At 70.6% G+C, this 12,446-nt stretch carries 17 protein-coding genes; 1 reads left to right on the top strand and 16 read right to left on the bottom strand.

The features are described from left to right. Positions 1 to 3 precede the first annotated feature (3 nt). The 16 genes from HT136_RS05235 to HT136_RS05310 form a co-directional block, all read right to left on the bottom strand. Positions 4 to 426, bottom strand: a complete 423-nt coding sequence (locus tag HT136_RS05235) for an NlpC/P60 family protein (RefSeq protein WP_214198516.1) — start codon at positions 424 to 426, stop codon at positions 4 to 6. Further along, complete coding sequence (locus HT136_RS05240; RefSeq protein WP_214198517.1) at positions 426 to 1,247, bottom strand: DUF2163 domain-containing protein; 822 nt, start codon at positions 1,245 to 1,247, stop codon at positions 426 to 428. Before HT136_RS05240 ends, HT136_RS05235 begins: the two co-directional genes overlap by 1 nt. Next, positions 1,244 to 3,583, bottom strand: a complete 2,340-nt coding sequence (locus HT136_RS05245) for a DUF2460 domain-containing protein (protein ID WP_214198518.1) — start codon at positions 3,581 to 3,583, stop codon at positions 1,244 to 1,246. Before HT136_RS05245 ends, HT136_RS05240 begins: the two co-directional genes overlap by 4 nt. 23 nt (positions 3,584 to 3,606) lie before the next feature. Then, on the bottom strand, positions 3,607 to 4,182 hold the full coding sequence (locus tag HT136_RS05250) for a tail tape measure protein (protein ID WP_214198519.1): 576 nt from the start codon (positions 4,180 to 4,182) through the stop codon (positions 3,607 to 3,609). Then, positions 4,172 to 4,378, bottom strand: coding sequence for a phage tail assembly chaperone (locus tag HT136_RS05255; RefSeq protein WP_425516878.1), 207 nt, complete (start codon positions 4,376 to 4,378; stop codon positions 4,172 to 4,174). Before HT136_RS05255 ends, HT136_RS05250 begins: the two co-directional genes overlap by 11 nt. Next, positions 4,375 to 4,701 (bottom strand): gene transfer agent family protein, encoded by a 327-nt coding sequence (locus HT136_RS05260; protein WP_214198520.1) that lies wholly within the window; start codon positions 4,699 to 4,701, stop codon positions 4,375 to 4,377. The genes HT136_RS05255 and HT136_RS05260 overlap by 4 nt, the downstream gene beginning before the upstream one ends. Beyond that, positions 4,698 to 5,105, bottom strand: coding sequence for a phage major tail protein, TP901-1 family (locus HT136_RS05265; RefSeq protein WP_214198521.1), 408 nt, complete (start codon positions 5,103 to 5,105; stop codon positions 4,698 to 4,700). Before HT136_RS05265 ends, HT136_RS05260 begins: the two co-directional genes overlap by 4 nt. 35 nt (positions 5,106 to 5,140) lie before the next feature. Beyond that, positions 5,141 to 5,533, bottom strand: coding sequence for a DUF3168 domain-containing protein (locus HT136_RS05270; RefSeq protein ID WP_214198522.1), 393 nt, complete (start codon positions 5,531 to 5,533; stop codon positions 5,141 to 5,143). A gap of 3 nt (positions 5,534 to 5,536) precedes the next feature. Further along, positions 5,537 to 5,719: a hypothetical protein gene (locus HT136_RS05275; RefSeq protein WP_214198523.1), complete on the bottom strand. Its 183-nt coding sequence runs from the start codon at positions 5,717 to 5,719 to the stop codon at positions 5,537 to 5,539. Further along, entirely contained in the window at positions 5,716 to 6,264 is a 549-nt protein-coding gene (locus HT136_RS05280) for a head-tail connector protein (RefSeq protein WP_214198524.1), read from the bottom strand. The genes HT136_RS05275 and HT136_RS05280 overlap by 4 nt, the downstream gene beginning before the upstream one ends. A gap of 207 nt (positions 6,265 to 6,471) precedes the next feature. Beyond that, positions 6,472 to 7,614 carry a phage major capsid protein gene (locus HT136_RS05285; protein ID WP_214198525.1) on the bottom strand — a complete coding sequence of 381 codons (1,143 nt, stop codon included), beginning with the start codon at positions 7,612 to 7,614 and terminating at the stop codon, positions 6,472 to 6,474. Positions 7,615 to 7,699: 85 nt separating this feature from the next. After that, positions 7,700 to 8,146 carry an HK97 family phage prohead protease gene (locus tag HT136_RS05290; protein WP_343222112.1) on the bottom strand — a complete coding sequence of 149 codons (447 nt, stop codon included), beginning with the start codon at positions 8,144 to 8,146 and terminating at the stop codon, positions 7,700 to 7,702. Beyond that, on the bottom strand, positions 8,143 to 8,451 hold the full coding sequence (locus HT136_RS05295; protein WP_214198526.1) for a DUF6127 family protein: 309 nt from the start codon (positions 8,449 to 8,451) through the stop codon (positions 8,143 to 8,145). The genes HT136_RS05290 and HT136_RS05295 overlap by 4 nt, the downstream gene beginning before the upstream one ends. Then, complete coding sequence (locus tag HT136_RS05300; RefSeq protein WP_214198527.1) at positions 8,448 to 9,641, bottom strand: phage portal protein; 1,194 nt, start codon at positions 9,639 to 9,641, stop codon at positions 8,448 to 8,450. The genes HT136_RS05295 and HT136_RS05300 overlap by 4 nt, the downstream gene beginning before the upstream one ends. Positions 9,642 to 9,707: 66 nt before the next feature. After that, entirely contained in the window at positions 9,708 to 11,030 is a 1,323-nt protein-coding gene (locus tag HT136_RS05305) for a DNA-packaging protein (protein WP_214198528.1), read from the bottom strand. Beyond that, on the bottom strand, positions 11,020 to 11,532 hold the full coding sequence (locus HT136_RS05310) for a hypothetical protein (RefSeq protein WP_246543381.1): 513 nt from the start codon (positions 11,530 to 11,532) through the stop codon (positions 11,020 to 11,022). The genes HT136_RS05305 and HT136_RS05310 overlap by 11 nt, the downstream gene beginning before the upstream one ends. A gap of 193 nt (positions 11,533 to 11,725) precedes the next feature. Here HT136_RS05310 and HT136_RS05315 point away from each other — a divergent pair, with 193 nt between their 5' ends. Further along, entirely contained in the window at positions 11,726 to 12,388 is a 663-nt protein-coding gene (locus tag HT136_RS05315; RefSeq protein WP_214198529.1) for a YqaA family protein, read from the top strand. The last annotated feature ends 58 nt before the right edge of the window (positions 12,389 to 12,446 follow it).

Here is a 12,446-nt window from a genome sequence, read left to right on the forward strand (position 1 = left end):
TGATCAGGAAGGGGGAAGGCGCCAGCGCTCGAGGCTGCGCCAGGACGAAGGCAGGGGGGCCTCGACCACGCGGCGCAGGCCGGCGTGGGCGTGGATCGCGTCGCGGGCCCGGCCGGTCAGGATCGCGGCGTGAAACTGGCCGGGGGAAACCCGCAGCAGTTCGATGTCTCCGGCGGCCTCGCGACCGTCGGCCCGCACCAGCCCGGCGGGGGCGAGGTAGGCTTCGTCCTCGAGGGGATGGCTGGAGCGCAATTCATATCTGCCGGGCAGGACAATGCCATGCCCGCAGCGCGCCAGTGCGGCGGCGATCAGGCCGAGGCAGTCCAACCCGGTCGAGGGATCGCGGCCGTGCAGGCGGTAGCGCGTGCCGAGAAGCGCGCGGGCCGCGGCAACGAGGTCTGCGCCGGTGACGGGCGGGGCGACCATCACGAGGTGGAGGGGTAGCGGATCAGAAGGTCGTTGCCCGGCAGGAACGGCTCGCCCTGGAAGTTGACCGCATTGGCAAAGCGCTCTGCGCAAGTCCCGATCGTGCGGTCGCAGCCCTCGCGGACACGCGCGCGCGTTCCCGGCGGGATCGCCGGATCGAGCGGGGTGTCGAGCATGAACCCCTCGGTGTCGTCCGCCGCGACGATCCCCATGGTCTTGCCGACGTGGGGGCCATCGAGCCAGCGCAGGCTTCCGCCCAGGCACAGCGTTGGATCGGGGGCACCCGCCAACCGGACAGTATTGGCCAGCGCATCCAGGGCAAGGAGTGTGACCTCGTGCTCGAAGCGACGGGGGTTGAGATTGCAGCCGGGCCCGGCGAAGGCGGCGCGGCAGGTCGGGCTGGTACGCGGGATCGTGTCGCGGCCAAGTTCGCTCTTGCGCGAGACGAGCTCGGCCTGGAAGCCGCCGTTGTCCTCGACGATGGTTCCGATCGTGCCCGTATAAAGAAGTGTCGCCTCGCGCGTCTCCCAGTCGACCAGCCCGATCCGCACTCCGGCGCCGTCGAAGCGGCCTTGTGCCAGATCGGCGTCCGAGATCGAATCGTGCGTGAGCGCGCCTTGCACTTCGGCGCTGTCGGCCTCGAAGCCGGCGCACTTGCGGATAGAGGAGGGCACCATCCCGGGCGAGGCGCGGTGGAGCACGCCGTCGAACCACAGGTCCGCGTCATGCGTGGTGAAGCCCAGCGTCACCCCGTCGCGGCGCAAGATGCGCCAGAACAGCGCGGCCGTCTCGAGGTCTTGCGCGAACCAGGTGCGGGTCATGACGCCTCGCGGATTTCGAGGATGGGAACGCTTGGGGCCTCGCCCGCCGCAAAGGCTGCGCCGGAGATTTCCAACTGGTCTTCGGCGAAACGCACGGGGACGTCGAAGAGGAACCCGGCGCGTACGTCGGCACCGGCGTGCGGTGCGGTCTCGAAGGTGACGATGCCCGCATCGCCGAGTGTCCAGTTGCCGAGCTGGAGTTCGCCGTCGATCGAGACGAGGAGGCTGTCCGCCTCGGGGCGGGTGACGCGCCGGACCTGCACGGCTTCGCCCTCGCCGTAGCGCTTGACGAGCGGGAAGGCGGCGGTGACTCCGTCGCCGGTGCCCAGCACCTGGTCCATCGCGCCGGGAACCTCGGTCATCCCGGCGGAGCTGAAATCGCTGGGATCGCGCAGGCGGAACCCGCGCGCCGGGCCTCGGCGGGCGCGAAAGAAGGCAATCAGAAGCCCCAGTTCGGCTTCCGAGCGCACGCCGGGGCCGACATCGAAACGCAGCCGCGCGTTCGACCACAGGCTGTTGCGCCTCTCGAAGCCCGAGGCGGTGACCGAGACGCTGGTCGAGAACTCGGGCATGACCGTGGCGTCGCGCCCCAGCGCCAGCGGGTAGAGGACATCGTCGAAGGCCTGCATGGCGGACTCTCCTGAAGCGGGTGGGGGAAGGCGGACGTAGCCGTCGCGCGCGATCTGCGGGTGGGCCCAGACGATCACTTCGTGCGGGCCGCGCGCGAGGCCTTCGTCGATCCCGGCATCGATCCGGCGCCATTGCTCGGCGTCCTGCGGGGCGAGTACGAAGCCGGCGAGGTAGTCCTGTTCGCTGGGCGGGTAGCCGAGCCGGGTGTCGATCGTCTGGTAGGCCTTGCGGCGCAGGGCATCGGCTCCGGCGGTCAGCCAGTCGTAATCCTCGAGCTGGAGCCGGTCGAAAGCCGGTGCGGCCCAGCCGAGCGGCAGGTTGGCGCGGTAGAGTTCGGGCATGGCGGGCGAGAGGATCGTGGGCGTGAAGACGAGCGCGAGCGTCTCGACCGGCTGGGGGGTGAGCGCGGTGCGTACCGCGCCGACGAGACCCGCGGTCGACTGGGCGAGCAGCGCTCCGGCTGCATCGAGCAGCTGGGTCTGCTCCAGGCTGAGCGGCTGGGTCATGTCGGCGATCGCGGGAGGATCGCCGCCGAGCGCCGCACGTGCGGCATCGTCGTAAAGGCAGATCCGGCCATCGGAGAACGTCCACCACCAGGGCTCGCCGACCTGGAAGCGCACGGGCGCTCCGGCCTCGTCCATCAGCGCGGCGAAGGCGACCGCGACTGACTGGAGATAACCCATGGCCTCCTCGTTCGCGGGTGAAAGCAGCGTCGAGGGCGGCTCCCATCCGGTCAGCGCGGGGGCGCCCGCATGGTCGCGCTGCATCCAGTCTTGCGGGCAGTGCTGGGCCAGCAGTTCGTACGAAAGCGAGGCGATGGGGCTGAGGCCGTGCTCGACGCATTCGCCGAAGAAGGCCGCGTGCCAGCTGCGCGCCGGGGTGTTCAGCGGATCGCCCGAAGGCGCTACGAGAAAGGTCCCGCTTTCGGCCGCAAGCCGGAAATAGTGGCTCATGCCGAGATAGTGCAGCACGGTGCCGCGATAGCCGAGCTGGAGGATCGAGCGCACGAGGCGCGCCGGGGTCTGCACGCCCTCGTCGTCGAAGCCGGTGGCGATCGCGAGGCCATGGGGCGGGACCAGGACGTCGCCGATTTCGAGCATGGCCCGCTCGCCGTCGGCGGCGATGTCGCTGAGTTCGATCCAGCCTTCCGCTTCGGCGGGAAGGGGCGCCCCGCTTCCCGCCACGTAGCCGGGGGACGTGAAGGAGATGAACAGGCGATCGATGTCGCGCGGCCAGACCGGATCGGCGTCGGTGGGCAGCGAAAAGCCCCCCTCGAGCGCCGAGAAGCGAAGCGTGATGAGGGCATCCTCGGGGCTGCCCTGCGCGTAGTTCCAGAGCCGGACGTACCAGCTGCGCGCTTGACCGGAGGCGTCGCGCCCCTCGATGGTGAGCGTGGGCCCGTTGACCGCGTCGAGAGGCACCACGCCCGAGGAACGCCAGCGGAAACGCAGCTCGGTGTGCGCGTAGTTGCGCTCGGTCGCGTAGGCGAGGAGCGGATGGTCGTGGGTGTCCTCGCTCGACCAGATCAGACCGCCGAGATCCGCCTCACGCAAGAAGCTCGCCTCCACGCGCAAGGCGTCGGGGCCGGTGGAGACGACACTGGCCATCATCGGGCGGGGGAAGTTGACGGTCCAGAAGCGGGGGTCGAAGCGCTGGATCCAGTCGCTCTCCTGCCCCTTGCGGCTTTCGGCTAGCCAGAAGGCCATCGGTGGTTTCCTTGGGTTCGGGATCAGGAAGAGACGAGGGCGCGGCGCACCGAACTGGCGATCTGGCGCGAGGAGCGCTGCAAGGCGCGGGGGGCGCTGGCGCCGCGCTCGCCGGCAAGCGCGATCGAGACGCGCACGTCGCGCGTGGCGACGCGCCCGGGATTGGGCTCGATCCGTCCGGCCGAGGTCGGCACGAAGACTTCGGGACCGCGCTCGCCCACGACATAGCCGCGTCCGGGCGAAACGTTGCCGCCGGTGGCGCGACCGGGCAGGCCCATCAGGCCCGAGGCGAGCCCCTCGAAGCCCGATGCCAGGCCCGATGCCAGGCCCGCGCCGCCGGTGGCCGCACCGAGGAGGGACTGCACACCTTGCGCCGCGATGGCGTCAAAGGCCGAGAAGGCCGCGCTCTTGAGGTCGTCGAAGCCGAGCGATCCGCGCTTGATCGCGCCTGCCAGGCTGCGCTCGAAACGCTCGCCGACGCGGGTGAAGCCCTCGCCGAGGCCGCCGTCGAGCGTCGTGCGCATCGCGGCGATGTCGCGTGCGAAGCCTTCGGTGCCGGCGCGTACCTCGATCATCAGGGTGTCGATGTCATCGCTCATTGTCTCGCTCCATGAGGGCGTTGAAGGTGGCGCGGTCGAGCCCGCACGAGGGGTCGGCCGGGGGCGGGGCAAGGACGCTCGCCAGTTCGTCGGGGGTCGCCTGCCAGAATTCGTGTGGTCGCCAGCCCAGCGCGCGTGCGGCCAGACCGCAAAGGACGAGGGCCTGGCCTGCGAAGCGCCGGTCCAGCGGGTTCACGCCGAGCCGCGCAGGATCTGGCCGATCAGCACGCGCAAGGGACCCGCGCAGCGCGCAAGGCCGAGCGCGACGACCGCCTCGCCGACCGCCTCGCGCGGCGCCGGGCGGACCGGATCGAGGCAGTGCCAGAACAGCGCCGCCACTTCGGCGAGGCGCAAGTGGCCTGCTCCCGCCCTTTCGACGATCGCGTAGAGGGGGCCGAGCTCCTCCTCGGCGGCAACCAGCGCGGCGAAACTCGGGCGCAGGCGGTGGGTCTCGCCCGCGACGAGGAGGCTAGCCTCGCCGCGTAGGGGGTTGGCCGGTGCGTTCTCGTTGGGGGTCACGCGCTGGTGACCTCGCCCGAGCTTTCGAGCTGGAGCGTGTAGTTGCGCTCGCCATTGAAATCGCCCGCGTAGTCGAGGCGCTGGACGAGAAAGCGACCGCGCAGTTTCTCACCGTCCTCGAAGCTCAATTCGTAGTCGTCGAGCGTGCCGGCCATGGCGTTGACGCGGATCTGCGCCTCGGCCTGGCTGCCCAGGAAAATACCCGCCGCGCTGACCGAGACCGCGCGCGTCCCCGCGCCCGAAAGCAGTTCGCGCCAGCCGCCGCTGTCCTTGGTGGTGGTGACGATCGTCTCGCCCGTCACCGACATCTGCGTGGTGCGCAGGCCGGCGACGGTCTGGTAGCTGGGCGTGGCGGCGCCGTCGGAAATCTTGAGCAGGAACGCACTGCCTTTCTGGGCACTCATGACGGGTCTCCTGATGGGTGGGGATCGGTTCGCAATCAGCTCTCTAGGATGAGCCGGAAGGCGTATTCGAGAAGGACCGCGCGGCGATTGCCGCTGCGCTGTTCGGAGCGGGCGCGCAGGAAGCGGGTGGTCACCAGCTGCAGGTCGTCCAGGTAATCGGGCAGCTCGGCGATGCGCGCCTCGATCTGTCCGACGAGGGCCGCGGCGGCGCCGGGGACATCGCCGCGGCATTGCAGTTCGAGCGCGACGCGCACTTCGCGCCCCTCGTGGGTCTTGCCGCTCCAGTCGGCGCTGCTGCTGGCGGAAAGCGCGAGCCAGGGAAGCGCGGCGCGCGCCGGGGCTTCCTCGGTGATCGCGTTGAGGCTGGCCGCGAGCATCGTGTCGGCGCGGAGCCAGTCGACGAGTGCGGCGCGAAAGAGCTCTTCCATCGGTTATCCTTTCGCGAAGAGCGGCCAGACCAGATCGGCGCGGCGCCAGGCGGCATCCTCGTCCCGGGCGGCGAGGGCGCGGGCGGTGGCGGCCTTCGTGGCGAGCGTTCGGGCGTGCGCGGCGAGGCGGGGCGCGAGAGCGTCGAAGCGCGCGGCGGCGTCGCTCGAAAGGCGCGGGCCGCTCATGCGAGGCGCATCCGGCGCCAGGGGCGCCACAGCGCGGCGACCGAGGCGGGCGGCAGCGGAGCGGCGCCATCGCTCTCGCGCTCGCGGTGCTGGTGGGCGGCGAGGCGGATGATGCCGTGGCGCAGCGAGGGGGGAAGGTCGTCCCACTCTGCGGCAATGCCGGCGGTGAAGCGCACCGCGATGCGGCGGCTTTCGCCCGGCGCCGTGATCCGCACGCGGGCGGTTCCGTCGGCCTCGAGGGCAAGCGCGTAGTCGGCCAGGCCGAGCGCGCTGCGCGTGCCGTCGAGCGCGATGGCCTCGAGCGCGGTGACGGCGAGGACCGGGCGGGTCGCAAGCGCGCACCATTCGCCACTGGCACCCAGGATCTCTTCGCACGCGCTCTCGAGCGGGAGGCGGCCGATGAAGGCCTCGCAGGTTTCGAGGGCGGCGGCGAGCAGCGCGGCAAGCGCGTCGTCATCGTGGCCGGTCGTAATGCCGAGCCACTGCTTGAGCTCGGCGAGGGCCGATGCCGGCAGCGTGGCGGGCGTGAGGATGACCCGGTTCATCGGCATCTCCGTTGAGGTTCGTGGGGGTGGGGGCGTTTCGCGGAGGCGAAAGGGTGGCCCGCGTCGCCCGTCGACCCATCCGGTAGGGGGAGGGCGGGGGCGACGACGACGCGGGCCGGGCTGCGGTCGGGGAGGGGAGAGGCGGCGCCGGAGGAGGGGAAACTCCGGTGTCGCCTTGGCCCCCCGCGCCCCGCGGCCGGGTCAGGATCAGGTCGAGATCTTGAGCACCTTGATCGCGTCCGAATCGAGGATCTGGCCGCCGATCCGCTTGGTTGCGTAGAAGTGGACGAAGGGCTTGTTGGTGAAGGGGTCGCGCAGGATCGCGGTCGCGCTGCGCTCGGCGATGAGGTAGCCCGCGCGGAAGTTGCCGAAGGCGATCGGCAGGGTGTTGGCCGCGATGTCGGGCATGTCCTCGGCCTCGACCACCGGGTAGCCGAGAAGGCGGTTGGGCTGGCCTTCCATCACGCCCGGCTGCCACAGGAACGAGCCGTCGGTGGCCTTGAGCTTGCGCACGGCGGCGAGCGTCTTGGCGTTCATCACCCAGCTCGCGCCCTGGCGATGGCCGGACTTGAGGCTCTGGACGAGGTCGATGAGCTTGAGTTCGGGCGCGGTATCGAAGCCGGTCGCGTTGCCCGAGACAACGTGCTGGAGCGTGCCGAAGGTGCGTGCCGAATCGATCGAGGCGCTGGTTGCGTTGGTGAGGAAGCCCATCGGCTGGTTGGAGCCCGTGCCGCTGATGAAGGCGGCCCCTTCGGCGCGGGCGAATTCGGTGGCGATCTCGTTCGCGAGCCAGGTCGGCACGTCGAACTGGGCGTCGTCGAGCATGGCCTGGCTGGCCGCCGGGTTGGCGTAGAGTTCACCCGTGGGCGGGGCAATCTCGGCGAAGGAGGGCGTGCCGGTGATCGGGCGCGCGGCCGTCTCGCTGACCCAGCCCGAGGCCGTTCCGCTGGTGGTGATCAGCTTGCGGTAGCCCGCCGTGCCGGTCTGGACGACCTGGGCGATCGAGCGGATCGGGCTGATCGCGCGAAGCCGGGCGGCGATCATCGCGTCGATTTCGCGCGGGACCGCATAGCCGCCGTCGGTGGCGACCGCGCCCGAAAGCGACTTCCATTCGGTCTCGCGACCCGAGCGCAAGTAGCCCTCGACGAAGCCCTTGAGTTCGAGGCTGGGCGCGCCTTCCGCGCTGCCGGCGATGACCGGACGGGCGGCGGCGCGGCTGACGCGTTCAAGACGCGATTTCACCTCTTCGACATCGCCGCGCAGCGTTTCCACGCTCTGCTCGGCCGCGTCCATGCGGGTGACGAGATCGAACGAGGCATCGAGCTGTTCGTTCGGGACGGGATTTTCCATGAAGGTACACCTTTCGCGGGGGATGGGAGCCGCCGGCGAGGGACGGCCGGGAGAAATGGGAAGGCAGGGTGAGCGGGCAGGCGTCTCAGGAAACGAGGTGGACGCGCGCGCCGTGCTGCATGGGATGGGTGACGAGGCTGACTTCGAAGAGGTCGAGGCCGAGCAGTTCGCGGCCGGCTGGGCCGGTGCGGCTGACCCGCGCGCGGTAGCCGAACGAGAGGCCGGTGACCGTGCCGCGCGCGAGGGCGAGCGCGGCGGCGCCTTGGGGATTGTCGATCGCGGCGATCACGCGAAGGCCCCGCGCGTCCTCGGAGACAGCTTCGATCCAGCCGATGCGCAAGTCCGCGCGGTGCTGCCAGAGCAGCGGCAGCGGGTCTTCGCGCGCGGCGAGCGTCTGGGCGAAGGCGCCGCGTCGGATCGTGTCGCGCCCGGCATCGGGCAGGTCGAACAGCGCGGCGTAGCCGGCGAAGCGCAGCGCGCGGCGCGCGGTGGCGCGCGGCTGGGCGGGGGGGAGGGGAGCGGGCGCGATCACTGGAGCAGGTCCGTGGCGCCGAGGCGCACCGCGAGTCCCACCAGCAGCAGCGCGAGAAGTCCGCGCACCGCCCAGCCGACCGCCGCGTTGCGCGCGCTGGTCTTGGCATCGCGCCAGGCGCGCAGGAGCTCGCGCAGCTCGGAAAGGTCGCCCGGTGCGGTCTCGTCGTCGAGGCCGACGAGGACCAGCATGCGCTGCGCGCCCAGTTCGCTCGCTTCCTCGACGATCGCGCGCAAGGTGACGATGTCCGAACCCCCGCTTGCCGCCTGGGCCAGCAACCCGACCAGCATATCCTTTTGGTTCATGATTTGTTCTCCTGATGGGAGGGGCGCGAGGAGGCCGGGCGCGTCGCCTGACGGGGCGACAGGCCGAGCAGGGCGCGCTTCTCGTCCTCGTCGAGGAAGTCCGCCGCACTCACTTGCGACCAGAGCCGCTCGCGGTCCTCGGCAAGCGCGGGGACGCGGTCGAGGTCGACGGCAAGACCGGCCTTAGGGAACCAGGGCGAGAGGCCTTCGGCGATCGCGCCCAGGATCTTGCCCGCCAGCGGCAGCAGGGTGAGCCGCCAGAGCGCGCGGTTGGCCTCGCGGTAATTGGCGTAGGTCGCATCGCCGGGCAGCCCGAGCAGCATTGGCGGCACCCCGAAGGCGAGCGCGACGTCGCGCGCGGCGGCGGCTTTCAGCGTCGCGAAGTCCATGTCCGCCGGGCTCAGCGCCATGGCCTGCCAGGAGAGGCCCCCCTCGAGCAGCATCGGTCGCCCGGCGTTGCCCGCGCCGGTAAAGGAGGTGGAAAGCTCGCTCTTGAGCCGGTCGTACTGGTCGGGCGAAAGCGGCTGGCCATCGCCGGTGTCGTAGACGAGCGCGCCCGAGGGGCGGGCCGCGTTCTCGAGCAGCTGGCGGTTCCAGTCGGCGGCGGCGTTGTGGGTGGCGACGGCCTGGTCGGCGGCGGCAAGACAGCCCGCGCCATAATGGTCGTCGGCCGGATGGAAGTGGCGGATGTGGATGAGATTGGGCGCGGCGTCCTCGTCGAGCAGGGGGATCGCGATGCGCTTGCCCGCCACGTCGTAGGCGTAGGCGCTCGGCCAGCCATCGGCCCCGGCGACGATCGTCACGCGCTCGGGGCGCAGCGCGAAGAGCTCGACCGGACGGCCGCGCGCGTCCTTCAGGACCTGCACGTAGGCGTTTCCGTGAAGCAGGAGCTGGGCGGCGAGCGTCTCGAGCAGCGACTGGCCCGCGCTCGTCGCGCTGACGAGGGCGAGGAGGCCGGGATCGCAGGGGCGCAAGGGCGCATCGGCGATCCCTTCGCAGACGAGGCGCACCGCGCGCTGCGCGACGGGGTTCTCGAGATAGGCGCGCTGGACCGCGCTGGTGTATTCGTAGGGCGCGCGGGTGGAACCCGCGTCGGCGAAGAACCAGGGCGAGGCGGAGGCGGCGCGTGCCAGCGGCAAGCGCGCGGTTTCGCCCTTGAACGCGGCGACGAGGCTATCGAGGAAGGACATGACCGGCCTTTCTCCCACGGCGGGGAAGAGGGGATTTCAGGATCGGGGGCGGGAGCCGCTTCGGCCTCAGGCGAGGCGAACGCGCGGCTGCGTGGTCTTGCCCAGCAGGAGTTCGCTCAAGGCCCAGACCAGCGCGTCGGCGCGGTCGGGCGAGCGTCCGGGGCCCTGGTAGCCGCCGCCTGCGACAAGGCCGCACAACTCGTCTTCCAGTTCGGGAAAGGTCCCGGCGTGGTGGACCCGGCCCGCCTCGTAGAGCGCGGCGACGGGTTCGGCGCGGGCGGACTTGCCCCGGCTGGCGTGGACGAGCTTCAGGGGCAGCGCGAGGTCGGCCGCGCGCAGCACGCTGGCGACCATCGCGCCGCCCTGGTTGGCCTCGGCGACGACGCGCTCGGCATTCCAGGCTTGCGCGGCTCCGGCGGCCGCGCGGGCCCAGCGTTCGGGGCTGGCCTTGCGCACCGAGGCGTCGGCGAGGACGTGCGCGTTTCCCGCCGCATCGAGACCGGCGACGACGATCCCGCAGGCATCGCCCCCGGCCGAGGCCGGGGGATCGACCCCGACGACGACGCGCACGAGGTCGGCGGGCGCAGGTCCGCGGCAGCCTTCGAGCAGGGCGCGGGTCCACAGCGCGCCTTCGATGTCGGCGATCAGTTCGCCGTCGAGTTCCTGGCGGCCGAGCTGGCTGCGCCCGTACGTACGGCGCACCTGGTTGAGGAAGCGCTGGGGCAGGTTGGCGGCGTTGTCCTCGGTGCGCCCGCGGGTCACCACGAGGGTTTCGGGTGGTTCGTCGAGGAGACGGGCCAGGATCGGCACCGCACGCGGGGTGGTGGTGGCGAGCAGCTGCGGACTTTCACCCAGGCGCAGGCCGAGCAACAGGTTGTCGAAGGCGCGCATGGCGCGGCTCGAGGCGTTGTCCCACTTGGCGATCTCGTCGCACCAGGCGTGGCTGTGCTGCGGACCGCGCAGCGACTCGGGCTCGGCGGCCGAAAACAGCAAGGCCTGCGCGCCGTTGGGCCAGACGAGGCGGCGCAGCGAGGGCTCGAAGACCGGGCGGCGGCGCGCGGGACAGATCGCAAGCAAGCCGCTCTCGCCCTCGACCATGACCGCGCGCACTTCGGAGAGGCTTGCGCCGACGAGCGCGATGCGCGCCTCGGGATCGGCGTCGGCCACCGCGCGCACCCATTCGGACCCCGCGCGGGTCTTGCCGAAGCCGCGCCCGGCCAGGATCAGCCAGGTGCGCCAATCTCCCTGGGGGGCGAGCTGTTCGGGGCGCGCCCAGAGCTTCCAGTAGGTTGCCAGTTCCTCGCGCTCGGCATCGCTGAGCGTGGCGAGCTGGCGGCGCCGTTCGCGCGGCGCAAGTGCGAGGAGGATCGAGAGCGGCTCACTGTGCATCGCGCGGGTCCTGATCCGGCTCCTTGGTGACGGGCGTGAAACTGCGGGTGCGCATCTTCTCGATCTTGGCGTCGATCGCATCGAGAATGGCATCGGTGTTGCGGTTCTCGGTGATGGCGCGCTGGCGTGCGGCCGATTCGCGGTGCGCGGTGAGCAGGCGAAAGGCGGTGGCGTTGTCGAACACGCGCGTGCCGCGCTTCGCCCCGCCGGCGGGCTTGATCTCGCCTTCGCGCAGGCGCTGGAGCAGCGTCATCTCGAGGTGGTCGTAGCCTTCGCACAGCGCTTCCTGCCACTGGCGGTAGAACTCGGGATCGTCGCGGCGCGCTTCGTAGGCGGTCGAGGTGGAAACTTTCGCGACTTTGGCCGAGGCGGTGACGTTCGAGGTCGCGGCCAGTTCGGCAAGGAAGCGGCGGCGCCAGTTGCGCGGGGCAACGGTCCGGCTGGGCGCACGGCGCGGCCGGGCAGGACGCGCGGCCGTGCTGGTCGAAGTCATGTCCGCCATGGGTTCTCCATTCGGGCATCGGGGGGAGGAGGATCGGGGCCGGGGATTCTAGCGAGTCGCGACCGGCACTGTTCTCCTTATGTACCAATATCGGTTTGTGATGTCAAGTGATATAACCAGATAGGTTATAGCTTGCGGCAAGGGGGCGCTCCGCTTAAGCGTGCCGGACCCAAGGGGTTAACCGGAGACATCGATGTCGGAGCATGCGGGAGGTGGTGTTTTGCGCCGTCTCTATGATTGGACCATGGCCAAGGCCTCGCACCGCCACGCGCAGTGGTGGCTGGCGGCCTTCGCCTTCATGGAGGCGAGCTTCTTTCCCATTCCGCCCCATCCCATGCTGGGCCTGATGTGCCTGGCCGAGCCGAAGAAGGGGGTGCGTTTCGCGGCCGTCGCCACGGCGGGATCGGTGCTGGGCGGACTGCTCGGCTACGCGATCGGCCATTTCGCCTTCGCGGCCTTCGGCGAGGCGCTGCTGCGTCTGCTCCATCTCGAGCAGAGCTTCCCGACGGCGGCGTGCTATTTGCGCGAATACGGCGCGGAGATCATCATCGTGAAGGGCGCGACGCCGATCCCTTTCAAGCTGCTGACGATCACCGCCGGCTTCATCGGCATGAATCTCGGTGTCTTCTTCGTCGCCTCGGTGATCTCGCGCTCGATCAGCTTCATGATCGTGGGCGTGGCCTTCCGCCTGTTCGGTGCGCCGATCAAGGCGGTGATCGACAAGCACCTGGGCAAGGTGACGCTCGGCTTCGTGGTCCTCATCGTCGCCGGGTTCCTTGCGATCTCACTTGTCGGCGGCGGCGCGAAGAAAACCGACGCGGCCTGCAAGGAAGCCCCCGCAAGCGTGCGCGCCTGAGCGCTCTTCGCTGAAATTGCACGAAAAAGGCCCCGCGACCACTTCCGGTCGCGGGGCC

Source organism: Novosphingobium profundi, from assembly GCF_018491765.1.
Lineage (GTDB): Bacteria > Pseudomonadota > Alphaproteobacteria > Sphingomonadales > Sphingomonadaceae > Novosphingobium > Novosphingobium profundi.

Bases quoted from the DNA above. Each gene is read 5' to 3' on its own strand.
- HT136_RS05315 (WP_214198529.1), top strand. From the start codon at position 11,726: ATGTCGGAGCATGCGGGAGGTGGTGTTTTGCGCCGTCTCTATGATTGG.
- HT136_RS05300 (WP_214198527.1), bottom strand. From the start codon at position 9,641: ATGTCCTTCCTCGATAGCCTCGTCGCCGCGTTCAAGGGCGAAACCGCG.
- HT136_RS05240 (WP_214198517.1), bottom strand. From the start codon at position 1,247: ATGACCCGCACCTGGTTCGCGCAAGACCTCGAGACGGCCGCGCTGTTC.
- HT136_RS05235 (WP_214198516.1), bottom strand. From the start codon at position 426: ATGGTCGCCCCGCCCGTCACCGGCGCAGACCTCGTTGCCGCGGCCCGC.
- HT136_RS05285 (WP_214198525.1), bottom strand. From the start codon at position 7,614: ATGGAAAATCCCGTCCCGAACGAACAGCTCGATGCCTCGTTCGATCTC.
- HT136_RS05250 (WP_214198519.1), bottom strand. From the start codon at position 4,182: ATGAGCGATGACATCGACACCCTGATGATCGAGGTACGCGCCGGCACC.
- HT136_RS05275 (WP_214198523.1), bottom strand. From the start codon at position 5,719: ATGAGCGGCCCGCGCCTTTCGAGCGACGCCGCCGCGCGCTTCGACGCT.
- HT136_RS05280 (WP_214198524.1), bottom strand. From the start codon at position 6,264: ATGAACCGGGTCATCCTCACGCCCGCCACGCTGCCGGCATCGGCCCTC.
- HT136_RS05305 (WP_214198528.1), bottom strand. From the start codon at position 11,030: ATGCACAGTGAGCCGCTCTCGATCCTCCTCGCACTTGCGCCGCGCGAA.
- HT136_RS05245 (WP_214198518.1), bottom strand. From the start codon at position 3,583: ATGGCCTTCTGGCTAGCCGAAAGCCGCAAGGGGCAGGAGAGCGACTGG.
- HT136_RS05295 (WP_214198526.1), bottom strand. From the start codon at position 8,451: ATGAACCAAAAGGATATGCTGGTCGGGTTGCTGGCCCAGGCGGCAAGC.
- HT136_RS05310 (WP_246543381.1), bottom strand. From the start codon at position 11,532: ATGGCGGACATGACTTCGACCAGCACGGCCGCGCGTCCTGCCCGGCCG.
- HT136_RS05270 (WP_214198522.1), bottom strand. From the start codon at position 5,533: ATGGAAGAGCTCTTTCGCGCCGCACTCGTCGACTGGCTCCGCGCCGAC.
- HT136_RS05265 (WP_214198521.1), bottom strand. From the start codon at position 5,105: ATGAGTGCCCAGAAAGGCAGTGCGTTCCTGCTCAAGATTTCCGACGGC.